This window comes from Pseudopontixanthobacter vadosimaris, assembly GCF_012979275.1.
GTDB lineage: Bacteria > Pseudomonadota > Alphaproteobacteria > Sphingomonadales > Sphingomonadaceae > Pseudopontixanthobacter > Pseudopontixanthobacter vadosimaris.
This window is the reverse complement of the sequence record NZ_JABASZ010000007.1, coordinates 13,247-26,617: the sequence shown is the minus strand read 5'-3', so window position 1 is coordinate 26,617 and position 13,371 is coordinate 13,247. Positions and strand designations below refer to the sequence as shown.

12 protein-coding genes and 1 other RNA gene are annotated in these 13,371 nt (G+C 63.7%); 10 read left to right on the top strand and 3 right to left on the bottom strand.

The features are described from left to right. The first annotated feature begins 92 nt into the window (after positions 1 to 92). Positions 93 to 770 carry a response regulator transcription factor gene (locus HG250_RS01255; RefSeq protein ID WP_170002050.1) on the top strand — a complete coding sequence of 226 codons (678 nt, stop codon included), beginning with the start codon at positions 93 to 95 and terminating at the stop codon, positions 768 to 770. Beyond that, positions 703 to 2,208: a sensor histidine kinase gene (locus HG250_RS01250; RefSeq protein ID WP_170002048.1), complete on the top strand. Its 1,506-nt coding sequence runs from the start codon at positions 703 to 705 to the stop codon at positions 2,206 to 2,208. The genes HG250_RS01255 and HG250_RS01250 overlap by 68 nt, the downstream gene beginning before the upstream one ends. 93 nt (positions 2,209 to 2,301) lie before the next feature. Here HG250_RS01250 and HG250_RS01245 read toward each other — a convergent pair whose 3' ends face one another. Both HG250_RS01245 and HG250_RS01240 read right to left on the bottom strand, forming a co-directional pair. After that, the gene (locus tag HG250_RS01245; RefSeq protein ID WP_170002012.1) at positions 2,302 to 2,571 is read right to left on the bottom strand and encodes a hypothetical protein; all 270 of its coding nucleotides are present in this window, start codon (positions 2,569 to 2,571) and stop codon (positions 2,302 to 2,304) included. Between the two features lie 100 nt (positions 2,572 to 2,671). Further along, positions 2,672 to 2,965: a chorismate mutase gene (locus HG250_RS01240; RefSeq protein ID WP_205763486.1), complete on the bottom strand. Its 294-nt coding sequence runs from the start codon at positions 2,963 to 2,965 to the stop codon at positions 2,672 to 2,674. A 161-nt stretch (positions 2,966 to 3,126) separates the two neighbouring features. On the opposite strand from HG250_RS01240, the gene HG250_RS01235 reads away from it, so the two are divergent. The 8 genes from HG250_RS01235 to HG250_RS01200 all read left to right on the top strand — a co-directional run bounded on the left by HG250_RS01235 (position 3,127) and on the right by HG250_RS01200 (position 12,427). After that, the gene (locus HG250_RS01235) at positions 3,127 to 4,170 is read left to right on the top strand and encodes a polyprenyl synthetase family protein (RefSeq protein ID WP_170002044.1); all 1,044 of its coding nucleotides are present in this window, start codon (positions 3,127 to 3,129) and stop codon (positions 4,168 to 4,170) included. Between the two features lie 45 nt (positions 4,171 to 4,215). After that, positions 4,216 to 6,657: an ATP-dependent helicase HrpB gene (gene hrpB / locus HG250_RS01230; protein WP_170002042.1), complete on the top strand. Its 2,442-nt coding sequence runs from the start codon at positions 4,216 to 4,218 to the stop codon at positions 6,655 to 6,657. A gap of 32 nt (positions 6,658 to 6,689) precedes the next feature. Beyond that, positions 6,690 to 6,968 (top strand): ETC complex I subunit, encoded by a 279-nt coding sequence (locus HG250_RS01225; RefSeq protein ID WP_170002040.1) that lies wholly within the window; start codon positions 6,690 to 6,692, stop codon positions 6,966 to 6,968. 59 nt (positions 6,969 to 7,027) lie between these two features. Further along, positions 7,028 to 7,122: signal recognition particle sRNA small type (gene ffs, locus HG250_RS01220), an RNA gene on the top strand. 69 nt (positions 7,123 to 7,191) lie between these two features. Continuing rightward, positions 7,192 to 9,063 carry a DNA polymerase III subunit gamma/tau gene (locus HG250_RS01215; protein ID WP_170002038.1) on the top strand — a complete coding sequence of 624 codons (1,872 nt, stop codon included), beginning with the start codon at positions 7,192 to 7,194 and terminating at the stop codon, positions 9,061 to 9,063. 15 nt (positions 9,064 to 9,078) lie between these two features. Then, positions 9,079 to 9,420 carry a YbaB/EbfC family nucleoid-associated protein gene (locus HG250_RS01210; RefSeq protein WP_170002036.1) on the top strand — a complete coding sequence of 114 codons (342 nt, stop codon included), beginning with the start codon at positions 9,079 to 9,081 and terminating at the stop codon, positions 9,418 to 9,420. A gap of 112 nt (positions 9,421 to 9,532) precedes the next feature. Then, positions 9,533 to 11,923, top strand: coding sequence for an endopeptidase La (gene lon / locus HG250_RS01205; protein WP_170002034.1), 2,391 nt, complete (start codon positions 9,533 to 9,535; stop codon positions 11,921 to 11,923). A 231-nt stretch (positions 11,924 to 12,154) separates the two neighbouring features. Then, a complete protein-coding gene (locus tag HG250_RS01200; RefSeq protein WP_170002032.1) occupies positions 12,155 to 12,427 on the top strand; it encodes an HU family DNA-binding protein in 273 nt (90 codons plus the stop codon). 97 nt (positions 12,428 to 12,524) lie between these two features. Here the strand turns inward: HG250_RS01200 and rlmB are convergent, their stop codons facing one another. After that, positions 12,525 to 13,319 carry a 23S rRNA (guanosine(2251)-2'-O)-methyltransferase RlmB gene (gene rlmB, locus HG250_RS01195; RefSeq protein WP_338103815.1) on the bottom strand — a complete coding sequence of 265 codons (795 nt, stop codon included), beginning with the start codon at positions 13,317 to 13,319 and terminating at the stop codon, positions 12,525 to 12,527. Positions 13,320 to 13,371: the final 52 nt, after the last annotated feature.

Genomic DNA, 13,371 nt, shown 5'->3' with positions numbered 1-13,371 from the left:
CGGTGCAAGGAATTGAAACTTTGCATCGGCTTGACGCGTTCCTTCAACAAGCCCAACTGACGGGCAATGTTTTTGAAGGGGAACGGGGACCGATGCGCATCCTGATTGTCGAGGACGAACCTACACTCGGTCAGCAGCTGAAATCGACGCTGGAACAGAACGGCTATGCCGTCGATCTTTCGGCAGATGGCGAAGACGGCCATTATATGGGCGCGAACGAGGATTACGACGCCGTCATTCTCGATCTCGGTCTGCCCGAAATAGACGGCCTGACCGTGCTCGGCATGTGGCGCATGGAAGGGCGGGTGTTCCCCGTCCTCGTCCTGACCGCCCGGGACAGCTGGTCGGACAAGGTGGCGGGTCTCGATGCAGGGGCGGACGACTACCTGGCCAAGCCATTCCAGACCGAGGAACTGATCGCCCGTCTCCGCGCGCTCATCCGCCGCGCTTCGGGCAATACCAGCAGCGAGTTGACGGCGGGCGACGTCCGGCTCGACACGCGCAGCGGCCGGGTTACGCTGAACGGCGAGCCGGTGAAGCTGACCGCGCAGGAATACAAGCTGCTCAGCTATCTGATGCATCACAAGGGCAAGGTGGTCAGCCGGACCGAGCTGATCGAGCATATCTACGACCAGGATTTCGATCGCGATTCGAACACGATCGAGGTTTTCGTCACCCGTATCCGCAAGAAACTGGGCGCGGATGTCATCACAACGATACGCGGCCTTGGCTACAGCCTCGACGATCCCGCCGACCAGCCGCGCGCCTGACGTTCCGCTACGGCCGGGCGAGGACGTTTTGCCGGGCGGGGCGCATGACGACGCACCTGCGGAAGCGGTGGAGGAACCGCATACGGGCAGCCTTGCCCGGCGGATGATGCTGATCGCGGCAGGCTGGATCATGATCCTGCTGCTGGGCGGTGGATTTGCGCTGGATCGCACGCTGGTCAATCTGGTCGAGGACAATTTCGACGATCAGCTTCGTTACATCCTGACGGCAATGATCGGTTCGACCGAGATCGAGCAGGGCGGTGAAGTCTATCTCAACCGGCCGCTGGGCGACCAGCGCTTTCTCGAACCGGGTAGCGGATTATACTGGCAGGTCAGCGGCGCGGGATATGAGGATCTGCCGTCGCGTAGCCTGTGGGATCGCCAGCTCCAGGTTCGCGGCGACCATGCGGACAATGACGTTCATACCTACGACAGCGCGCAGTTTCCCGCCGAACCGCTGCGGATTGCCGAACGATCGTTGAAACTGCCGAATAGCGACACCAACTGGTGGTTCGTCGTGGCCGCCAGCCGCGAGGAGCTGGACGCACAGATCAGGCGTATTCGGTCGATCCTGGTCTGGAGCTTCGCCGTCCTCGGCTTCGGCCTGTTTGCCATGGCGATGCTGGTCACCTATTACGGGCTTCGGCCCCTGCGCCGTGTTCGTGTGGCCATTCAGCGCATCCGCACCACCGGCGAAAACAGGGTGAACGAACCGCTGCCATATGAGGTTCAGCCACTCGTGCAGGAATTGAACGCGCTGCTGTCGCATTCGGAACGGCAGGCGGAAGAAGCGCGCACCCATGCAGGCAATCTGGCTCATGCCTTGAAGACGCCGCTGACCGTCATCAACAATGCGGCAACGGCCAAGGCTCCCGACCTGCCGGACACGGTGATCCGCGAAGCGACGACGATGCGCCGGCATGTCGATCATCATCTGGCGAGAGCGCGGGCGGTTGGCCGCCGCGCCGTGGGCCATGCGCGCACGCCGGTGTGCGAAAGCGCGGAAGCCGTGCGGCGGGCCGTGGAACGGCTCTATCCCGATGTCAGGTTCGATCTCGACGGCAACAAATTGGCGCAGGTGGCGATCGAACGACAGGATCTTGACGAGATACTCGGCAATCTGATCGAGAATGCAGCGAAATATGGGGGCGGCAGCGTCTTCGTCACGGTGGATGCGGAGGAAGCCAACCCGCAATGCGTCATCTGGGTGGAGGACGATGGGCGGGGCATTCCCGATGCGGAGCGTACCCGCATTTTCGCTCGCGGTGCGCGGCTGGACACCGGCAAACCCGGAACCGGGCTGGGCCTCGCCATCGTCCGCGATGTGGCCGAAATCTATGGCGGCAGCGTCGAACTGGGAGTGAGCGAAGATCTTGGCGGGCTTTTGGTCAGCCTGAGCCTGCCCCGTCCGCTCCATAACGCAGGAACTGCGAACTAAAAAAATCGCACTTCCGACAAGGATCTTCTGCCGATGCAGCCATAAAAAACGGGGCTGAAACTCAGCCCCGTTTTCGCTTATTCGATATGGCGTTCAAGCCGAAACAGGCACGTCATCCTCATCGATGAAAACGTCATCCTCATCGATGAAGATGAAAAGAGCCAGGGCCACCAGAGCGAAAAGGCCAATCAGTCCTGCAGTGGAGTTGCCGGCCACGTTGTTTTCGGCGACCACCGGGGCGGCAGCACGGTCCATGTCAGCGGCCGAAGCCATGACGGGAGCCGTGGCCAGTGAAAGGGCCGCTGTTGCGGCTGCGAATTTGCTCAACTTCATAACATCCTCCAGGTGTTTCATCTGGTTCACCGCACTACAAGGCGCTCCGTATTTGGCAACAGGCCCGGCACCTGACCACGAAATTGGGCCAGCAGGTGCGGCATATATGTGACGATCAATTATGTGACGATCAGTTGTCCCGGGCGTTCTGATGGTGGCGAATTACCTCATCGATAATGAAGCGGATGAACTTTTCGCCGAACTCCGGATCGAGATTCGATGCCTCGGCAAGTTTGCGCAATCGTGCGATCTGCTCTTTCTCCCGTGCAGGGTCCGCAGGCGGCAGGTCGGATTGCGCCTTGTAGCGGCCGACGGACTGCGTGATGCGGAACCGTTCGGCAAGCATGTGGACAAGCGCTGCATCGATATTGTCGATCGAACGCCGGAAACCGGCGAGAACCTCGTCCTCATCGCCGCTGCCCATGGTGTAAGCGACATTCGGCGTGCCAGCTGGATCTGCTTCGTTTTTCCGTTCCATGCCACACGGGTAACATGCGCGCGAAGGTCGATCCATCCGGCAGAATGGCGATTTCGTCCCGGCATGACTTGCCAATCAGGAACGCATCGCCCATCTGCGCCTGCACTATGACGGCCGAAGTGGTCCCCCTCCCGCGCAAGCGATCCGAAAGCGTCCGATCGGCTGACGGAGGGCAGCCATCGCTCGATCCCATCCTGGCCCTGACCGCGGGCGGCATGAATTCGGTCAATTCCATCATCCTCGATCGGATGCAGAGCGAGATCCCGCTGATCCCGGCTCTTGCCGGGCATCTCATTTCCGGCGGAGGCAAGCGGCTGCGCCCGATGCTGACGCTGGCCGGCGCTGAACTGGTCGGCTATCAGGGCACCCGCCATCATCGCCTCGCCGCCGCTGTCGAATTCATCCACACCGCCACCCTGCTGCATGACGATGTGGTCGACGGGTCGGACCTGCGGCGCGGCAAGGCGGCGGCGAACATCATCTTCGGCAATCCGGCCACGGTGCTTGTCGGCGATTTCCTGTTCAGCGGCGCTTTCGAACTGATGGTGGAGGAGGGCAGCCTGAAAGTGCTGAAGATCCTTTCGTCCGCCAGCTCGATCATCGCCGAAGGAGAGGTCGACCAGCTGACCGCCCAGCGGCAGATCGAAACGAGCGAGGAACGCTACCTCGCCATCATCGGCGCCAAGACCGCCGCGCTTTTCGCGGCAGCCAGCCGGATTTCGGCCGTGGTCGCCGAATGCGACGACCGTCAGGAGCAGGCGCTCGATGATTACGGTCGCAATCTGGGCGTCGCGTTCCAGCTTGTCGACGATGCCATCGATTATGATTCCAGTGCGGCGGAAATGGGCAAGACCCGCGGCGACGACTTCCGCGAGGGAAAGATGACGCTGCCGGTCATCCTCGCCTATGCCCGTGGAGACGAGGCGGAACGCGCCTTCTGGAAATCCGCCATTGGCGGCCACCGCACGTCCGACGGCGATCTGGGCGAAGCCATCGGCCTGATCGAGAAGCACGGCACGGTGGCCGCAACCCGCGACCGCGCCCGGCATTTCGCCAGCCGCGCCATCGAGGCGATCTCGATTTTCCCCGATGGCAAGGCCCGCCGCGCGATGGCCGAGGCTGCCGAATTCGCCGTGGCGCGTTTCTACTGAGCGTCGATCCATGTGGCAGTCTGGCGTTAGCGCAGGCGTCCGGCCGTGACTGAAGACAGGCTTCCGATCCACGCCGCGTTGCCGGCACTGCTGGAAGCACTAGGGAAAGGCAACGGCGCCGTTCTCGTCGCTCCGCCCGGTGCGGGCAAGACCACGGCGGTCGCTCCGGCCTTGCTGAGGCAGGAATGGTGCACCGGCACGATCGTCATCACCAGCCCGCGCCGCGTCGCTGCGCGCGCCGCTGCCGAACGCATGGCGGAAATGCTGGGCGAAGCTGTGGGCCAGACGGTCGGCTATCTCACCCGGATGGACAGCAGGCAGTCTGCGGCAACGCGTATCCTGGTGATGACGGAAGCGATTTTCGTCTCGCGCATCGTTGCGGATGCGGACCTTTCCGGAGTGAGCGCGGTCCTGTTCGACGAGGCGCATGAACGGCATCTCGACAGTGATCTCGGCTTGGCTCTGGCGCTGGAAACCCGCGAGATCCTGCGCGAAGATCTTCGCATCTGCGTCATGTCGGCGACCATCGACGGTGCGCGCTTCGCCAGCCTGCTCGGCCCCGAAACACCGGTAATCGAGAGCGAGGGGAAAGCATTTCCGCTGCGGATCGAATGGTGCGGTGCGCGGCCAGACCTGCGGATGGAGGATGCGACGACCTTGGCCATCATGCAGGCCTGGCGGGAGGAGCAGGGCGATATTCTTGCCTTCCTGCCGGGCGTTCGCGAGATCGAGCGAGTGGAGGAAAGGCTCGCCGCCAGGCTGCCCGGTGTGCCGATCCTGCCGCTGCACGGTCAGGTGCGCCCGCCGCAGCAGCGGGCAGCGATTCGCCGCGATGCGGAGGGGCGGCGCAGGATCGTGCTGGCCACGGCGATTGCGGAAACCTCGCTGACGCTGGAGGGCGTTTCAGTGGTGGTGGATAGCGGGCTGGCTCGCAATGCCGAATATGACAAGGCCGCCGGCACGACCCGGCTGGTGACGGTACGGGCATCGCAAGCGGCAGCGGCGCAGCGGGCGGGGCGGGCGGCGCGTACCGGCCCCGGCGTGGCGTATCGCCTGTGGGCAGAGGCGGCGCATGCGGGACGCCCTGCCTTTACCGCGCCCGAAATCGTCAGTGCCGATCTGGCACCGCTGTCCCTGTCACTGGCGCGCTGGGGTTCGGGCGATCCGCTCGATCTGCGGTGGCTCGACCCGCCGCCCGCACCGGCGCTGGCCGCTGCGACGGCTCAATTGCGGCTGGCGGGCGCATTCGATGCCGCCGGTCGGCTCACCGAATTCGGCGAAAAACTGTCTCGCCTGCCGATGGCTCCGGCGATGGCGGCAATGGTTCTGCATGGCGCAAGATCCGGTGCCGCGGGCGAAGCGGCGCGGATCGCGCTGCTGCTTCAGGAACGTGGACTGGGCGGCAGTGGCGAGGATCTGGCGCAGCGGCTGGAGCGATGGCATTCTGATGGCGGCAGCAGGGCCATCGCCGCGAAGAAGCTGGCGGGCAGGTGGGCCAGGCAGGCAGAACGGCTGATGGTCAGCGACAGCGAGGGTGCCCGGGCACCGCCGCCCGGTATTCTGCTGGCGCGCGCCATGCCCGGTCATCTTGCCCGGCGGCGCGATGCAACCGGCGAGCACTGGGCCTCGGCAGGGGGCCGCGGCTATGTTCTCGATCCTGCTTCCCCGCTTGCGCGGGCGGAGTGGCTGGCGATCGGTGACGCACAGGGGCAGGCGAAAGGCGCGCGGATCACCGCCGCCCTGCCGCTCACGCAGGCCGAGGTGGAACTCTGGCTGGGCGACCGGATCGCGCAGCGCAGCGTCCTGCGCTGGAACGATGGACAGGATCCCGCCCGCATCGAAGCGCGGGTGGAGCGCCGGCTGGGTGCGATCGTAATGGCGACCGGCCCTGACGCGGAACCCGACAGCGCCGCGGTGGAGGCCATGTTGCTGGAACGCGCATGCGAACGGATCGGGGCGTTCTTGCCTGCCGACCTGCTGGCGAGGGGGCGTTTTGCTGGCATCGCCGCGCTCGACCCGAACCGACTGGCAGCGGATGCCGAAATCTGGCTGGTGCCGCTGCTGCATGGGCGGCGCGATCTTGCGGTTTCGCCGGGGAAGCTGGCGGAAGCCGCGCTGAGCCTTGTCGACTGGGACGACCGGCAGAAACTGGATCGTCTCGCCCCGCGCAACTACACCTCCCCGGCCGGAACGAGCCATTCCATCGACTACACGGGCGACGATGCACCCGGCGTCGCGGTCCGCGTGCAGGCGCTGTTCGGCCTCGACCGGCACCCCTTTGTCGGCGACACGCCGCTGCTGCTGAAACTGACCAGCCCGGCCGGTCGTCCGATCCAGTCTACCCGCGACCTGCCGGGGTTCTGGCGGGGCAGCTGGCGCGACGTGGTGAAGGACATGAAGGGCCGCTATCCCAGGCACCGCTGGCCGGACGAACCCTGGACCGAAAAGCCCAGCCTCAAGACAAAGAACGCCTTCGCCAGGTCTTGATTTTCGCCGGACATGGGCGCAATTGCATGATTATGCCTGCACGTATCTATCAACGCCCCAGAAGCGCCATGCAGTCCGGCCGTGCGCGGACCGATGAATGGGTGCTGGAATTCGAACAGAGCGAAGCGCGCCGGGCCGATCCGCTGATGGGCTGGATCGGCAGCGGCGACACACAGGCACAGGTACAACTCACCTTCAGCGATGTTGCCGAAGCGCGGGCCTATGCCGACAGATATGGCATCCCCGCCCGTGTGCAGCCGACACCCCCGCGCAAGCTCAAGCTGCAGGCCTACGCCGACAATTTCCGCTGAAACCGGCATCACGTCGGCAAGCGGTCTGGACAAACTCGCCACCTTTCGCCATATGGCGCGCGGGAGTCGGGCGGACGTTTGCGTTCGTTAACCTGGTCAGGTCCGGAAGGAAGCAGCCATACCGGATTGCGGCGGGTCGTTCGGCTCCTTTCCTGCCAGCCGCGGCGGCGGATATCCGGCAAAGCCCCATGACATTCCGGCGACCAGGCCCTAGTTTAGGGATATGGGTGATTCATCGCAAATTTCCGATTCTCCACCGTGGGATACAGGTTCTTTAGGGACGGGCTCCGATCTGGACGACGAATCTCCGTCAGCCGCCGAGCTCGAGGCTGCAGGGCAGTCGGCCCTGTTCGGTGCTGCCCCTGAACCCGCACCATCCGGGGGCAACGGCAACTCCGAAGCCGGGCCGGGGGCACCCGCCGCAGCGCAGCCTTATCGGGTGCTGGCGCGCAAGTACCGGCCGCAGACCTTTTCGGAACTGATCGGGCAGGAACCCATGGTCCGCACGCTGGGCAATGCGATCGAGCGGGACCGGCTGGCCCATGCCTTCCTGATGACCGGCGTGCGCGGCGTGGGCAAGACCAGCACTGCGCGCCTTATTGCCAAGGCCCTCAATTGCATCGGCCCGGACGGGCAGGGCGGCCCCACCATCGACCCCTGCGGTGAGTGCGAACCCTGCCTCGCCATTGCGGAAGGGCGTCATATCGACGTCATCGAGATGGACGCTGCCAGCCATACCGGCGTGGACGACGTGCGCGAGATTATCGAGGCCGTGCGTTATGCCGCCGTCTCGGCGCGGTACAAGATCTACATCATCGACGAAGTTCACATGCTGTCCCGCAATGCTTTCAATGCCTTGCTGAAGACACTTGAGGAGCCGCCTGCACATGTGAAGTTCCTGTTCGCGACCACCGAGGTGGATAAGCTGCCGATCACCGTGCTCAGCCGGACGCAGCGTTTCGATCTCCGGCGGATACCGGCAGAAATGCTGGGCCAGCACTTCGCAAGCATCTGCCGGCGCGAGAATGTCGAGGCCGAGGACGAGGCGATCGCTATGATTGCCGCCGCGGCCGAAGGTTCGGTACGTGACGGCCTGTCGATCCTCGATCAGGCCATCGCCCATGCCGACATGGGCGGCGATGAAAACGAAGGCGAAGGCAGCACGGTCACGGCGCAGCGCGTGCGCGACATGCTTGGGCTTGCCGATAAGACGGCGCAGCGCCGCCTGTTCGCCAACATTTTGGAAGGCGATGCCAGGGCGCTGCTGGGCGGCATTGCAGATCAATACTCATTGGGTGTCGAGCCGCTCGCCTTGATGCGGGCGATGATGGATTTCGCGCATCGCATCACCGTCACGCAGGTCGGCGGCGAAGCGGATGCGCCCGATGCGGCAGGGCGCGCCATTCTCACCGAATGGGCGGCAAAACTGTCCGCCGGGCAATTGCACCGCCTGTGGCAATTGCTGCTGAAAGGGCATGACGAGGTGAAGCTGGCGCCCGATCCGCTGGTCGCGGCGCAGATGGCGCTGTTGCGGGTGCTGCATGCCGCCGATCTGCCCGATCCGGGCAGATTGGCGCAGCAATTGCAGGACCTAGCCGTGAACGGCATCGCTGCTGCGCCGCGGTCGCAGGCAGGCGATGGTAGCGGCGCGCCACAACCGGCTTCGGCTGCGCCTGTCGCGCAGCCGGCACGGCAACTTGACTGGGCCGAACTGGTCGACCGCATCGAAGGGGTCGCCGGCATGCTGGTCGCCGACCAGTTGCGGATGCAGCTGCGTATCGTCACGCTGGAGCCGGGCCGCCTCGTCTATGCCATGAGCAAGGGCTTCGACAATGATTTCAGCCCGCAATTGCGGCAGGCGCTTCTCGAAGCGACGGGGCAGCGCTGGGAAGTCGAACGCGCCGACGGCGAAGCCGCGGCCAAAGCGCAGCCCTCCATCGTGGAACAGGCGGAAAGCGCCAGAGCCGATGCCAGGGCCGCACTTCGCCGCGATCCGCTGGTCGAGGCAGCCTTCGCCGCCTTTCCCGATGCCGAATTGATCGAGAATGACGATATGCCGCCGCGGCGGGAAATAGCTTTCAGCAGAAACGCATGACCGGAGAATAAGACAATGCAATCCATGGAAGAAATGATTCAGGCAGCGCAGAAGGCCGCCGAACAGATCCAGACGCAGATGAACGAAACCCAGGCCAAGCTCGACGGGATCGAGGTCGAAGGCGTAGCTGGTGGCGGCATGGTGAAGGTGCGCTGCACGGCCAAGGGCCGGATGCTGGGCGTCGCGATCGACGACAGCCTGATGAAGGCGGAAGAGAAGCAGATGCTGGAAGACCTCGTTGCCGCCGCTTTCAACGATGCGCGCACCAGGGCCGACCGCGTGGCTAATGAGGAGATGCAGAAGGCGCAGGCGGGTATCGGTCTTCCCCCCGGCTTCAATCTGCCCGGGATGAGCTGACGCCGCCACCGTGCAGGGCTGTTGCAGCGGGCGGCGATGCTACCCATATAACGACCATGGATAGCGCCGCCCGGCTGCTGATTTGCCGGGCCAATCGAGCGAAAGTATCTGCATGACATTACTACCCCTCCTGCCCTTGCGCGACATCGTCGTGTTTCCCGACATGGTCGTTCCCCTGTTCGTGGGCCGCGACAAATCGGTCGCCGCGCTGGAGGCGGCGATGGAAGGCAGCAAGGACATCTTCCTGCTGGCTCAGCTGGACCCTGCCTGCGACGATCCGCAGCGGGACGATCTCTATGATGTCGGCGTGATCGCCCAGATCGTCCAGTTGCTCAAACTGCCCGACGGCACCGTTCGCGTTCTGGTCGAAGGTGGTGCACGTGCGACGCTGGAAAATCTGCGGGACGAAGGCGATTTCACCGTCGCGGAAGTGACCGTGAACGAAGAGCAGACCGCCGCAGGCAGCGAAGTGACGGCGATGATGCGCCAGATCGTCGAACAATTCGGCGAATATGCCAAGCTGAACAAGAAGCTGGGCGAGGGCGCGGGCGACGAATTGCCGGAAATCGACGATGCCGGGCTGCTGGCCGATGCCGTTGCCGGTGCGCTGAATGTGAAGGTGTCGGACAAGCAGGCGCTGCTGACCGAGCCCGATCCGCTGAAGCGGCTGGAGATGGTGATGGCCTTCATGGAAGGCGAATTGTCGGTCCTGCAGGTGGAGCGCAAGATCCGCGGCCGCGTAAAGCGCCAGATGGAAAAGACGCAGCGCGAATATTATCTCAACGAACAGATGAAGGCCATCCAGAACGAGCTGGGCGGCGAAGATGGCGAGCAGGACGAACTCGCCGAACTCCAGTCACGCATCGACAAGCTGAAGATGCCGAAGGAAGCGAAGGCCAAGGCCGAGAGCGAACTGAAGAAGCTCAAGGGTATGCAGCCCATGAGCGCCGAAGCCACCGTCATCCGCAACTATCTCGACGTGTTGCTTGGCCTTCCCTGGGGGCAGAAAAGCAAGATCAAGAAGGACATCGCCGAAGCGCAAAAGGTGCTGGATGCGGATCACTATGCGCTGGAGAAGGTCAAGGACCGGATCGTCGAATATCTCGCGGTGCAGGCGCGGACCAACAAGCTGAAAGGCCCGATCCTGTGCCTCGTCGGCCCTCCCGGTGTCGGCAAGACCAGCCTCGGCAAGAGCATCGCGCGTGCGACCGGGCGTGAATTCATCCGCCAGTCGCTTGGCGGCGTGCGGGACGAGGCGGAAATCCGCGGGCACCGGCGCACCTATATCGGCTCGCTGCCGGGCAAGATCGTCACCAATCTGAAGAAGGCGGGCAAGTCCAATCCACTGTTCCTGCTCGATGAAATCGACAAGCTGGGGCAGGACTTCCGCGGCGATCCGGCTTCGGCCCTGCTCGAGGTTCTGGATCCCGAGCAGAATTCGAAATTCCAGGATCACTACCTGGAGCTGGACATTGATCTCAGCGACGTGATGTTCGTGACGACGGCGAACAGCCTGAACCTTCCCCAGCCGCTGCTCGACCGGATGGAGATCATCCGGCTGGAAGGCTATACCGAAGATGAAAAGGTGGAGATCGCCCAGCGTCACCTGATCGCCAAGGTCGTCGACGAACACGGGCTTGCAGAGGGCGAATTCGAACTGACCGAAGAAGGGCTGCGCGATCTTATCCGCTACTACACGCGGGAGGCCGGTGTCCGCACGCTGGAGCGCGAAATCGCGCGGCTGGCGCGCAAGACCCTTCGCAAGATCCTGGAGAAAGACGTGACCAGCGTAACGATTACGCCCGATAATCTGGGCGATTTCGCAGGCGTCAGGAAATTCAAGCACGGAATGGGCGAAGACGATGCGCAGATCGGTGCCGTGACCGGCCTCGCCTGGACCGAAGTCGGCGGTGAACTGCTGACGATCGAAAGCGTCACCACGCCGGGCAAGGGCGAGATCAAGACGACGGGCAAGCTGGGCGACGTGATGAACGAAAGCGTGGCCGCAGCCTTCAGTTTCGTGAAGGCGCGGGCGCCCGCCTATGGCATCAGGCCGAGCATTTTCCAGCGCAAGAACATCCATATCCACCTGCCCGAAGGCGCGGTGCCGAAGGATGGGCCGAGTGCCGGTGTGGGCATGGTCACCTCCATCGTTTCGACGCTGACGGGGATCGCGGTGCGGCCCGATGTCGCCATGACCGGCGAAGTGACGCTGCGCGGCCGAGTCCTGGCGATCGGCGGATTGAAGGAAAAACTGCTGGCCGCCCTGCGCGGCGGGATGAAAACCGTGCTGATCCCTGAAGAGAATGTGAAGGATCTTGCCGAGATACCCGGTAATGTGACCGAAGGGCTGGAGATCGTACCGGTGTCGCATGTCGATCAGGTGCTGCAACATGCCTTGACGCGGCCGACTGCGGAAATCGAATGGACCGAGGCGGACGACCTCGCCAGCCAGCCTGCGGCGATCATCCACGGGCAGGGCGGGGTGGCGACAGCGCATTGAGTAAGGGCGAGCCGGCCACTTGTTCTCCCGGTCCGGTATCGGGGGGGCAAGGGTCGGCTGCACAGCAGTTCGACAATCGGTTCGTCGCAAAAGCTGCTCGATAAGGAGCGAAAGCGCAGTTTTCTGCGGTTTTTTCTTTGACAGCCTGCCGCAAACCGGCTCAATTTGCGCGCCATCGGCGAGGCGATTCACCGACAACGCTGAAAAGAACAGAATTAGGGGGACTTATCCATGAACAAGAATGATCTGATCACTGCAGTGGCGGACTCGAGCGGCCTTTCGAAAAGCGACGCTTCCGGCGCCGTGGAAGGCGTTTTCGACGCCATCACCCAGGCTCTGTCCAAGGGTGACGAAGTCCGCCTCGTGGGATTCGGCACGTTCTCCGTCGCGAAACGCAAGGCATCGACGGGCCGTAACCCGCGCACGGGTGAACCGATGACGATCAAGGCGTCGAACCAGCCGAAATTCAAGGCCGGCAAGGGTTTGAAAGATGCAGTGAACTAAGAATCTCCACTAGCGGCAGACTTATCTGCCACCGGCAGGAGTAACGCCGCATCGGACCGGTCCGATGCGGCGTTGTTCGTTTCGGTCCTGCGACAGGTCAGCCAGCGCGTGTGGCGATTGCATATAGCGCGACGGCAGCGGCATTGGAGACGTTCAGACTTTCCATCGTGCTGCTGATCGGCAGACGGGCGAGCGCATCGCAATGATTTGCGATATTCTGCCGCATGCCTTCCCCTTCGGCGCCCAGCACCAGCGCCACGGGGCCGGTGGGCAGCGCTGCTGCCAGATTGCTTTCCGCTTCGCCGGCAAGGCCGATGCGCCAATAACCGGCTTCCGCCACCTGCTCCAGCGCCCGCGCCAGATTGACGACACGCACCCATGGCACGCTTTCCAGCGCGCCGGATGCGGATTTCGCCACCGTGCCGCTTTCCGGCGGCGCATGGCGGTCCTGCGTCACGATGCAGGCGGCATCGAAAGCCGCAGCAGAGCGCAGGATCGCGCCGACATTATGCGGATCGGTCACCTGGTCGAGAAAGACGATCACCCGCCCCTCGGCCTGGTCCAGAACCTCGTCCAGATGCATGTCTTCCAGCCCGGCACATTCGAGGACCAGCCCCTGGTGCGGCGCATCGCGGGCGACGAGCCGGCCGAGATCCTGCACATCGGCATATTCCACCGGAAAATCCGCGGGCAATTCGCCGTCCAGTGAAGCCACGCCCTCGCGCGTTGCCCACAGCTTGCGGTGACTACGTGACGGATTGTTCAGCGCCGCTTCAACGGCATGGCGGCCCCACAGGCGCACGCTGCCCGTGCTGGCTCGTCCGCTGCCTCGTCCGCCCTGCATACGGCCCGCCCTGCCGCGCAAGGCCTTCTTGCGTTCGCCCTTTGCCACGTCTCACTCCTGATATTTCGGTAATTTCCGCGGCCCTGATGCCAGCACCCCC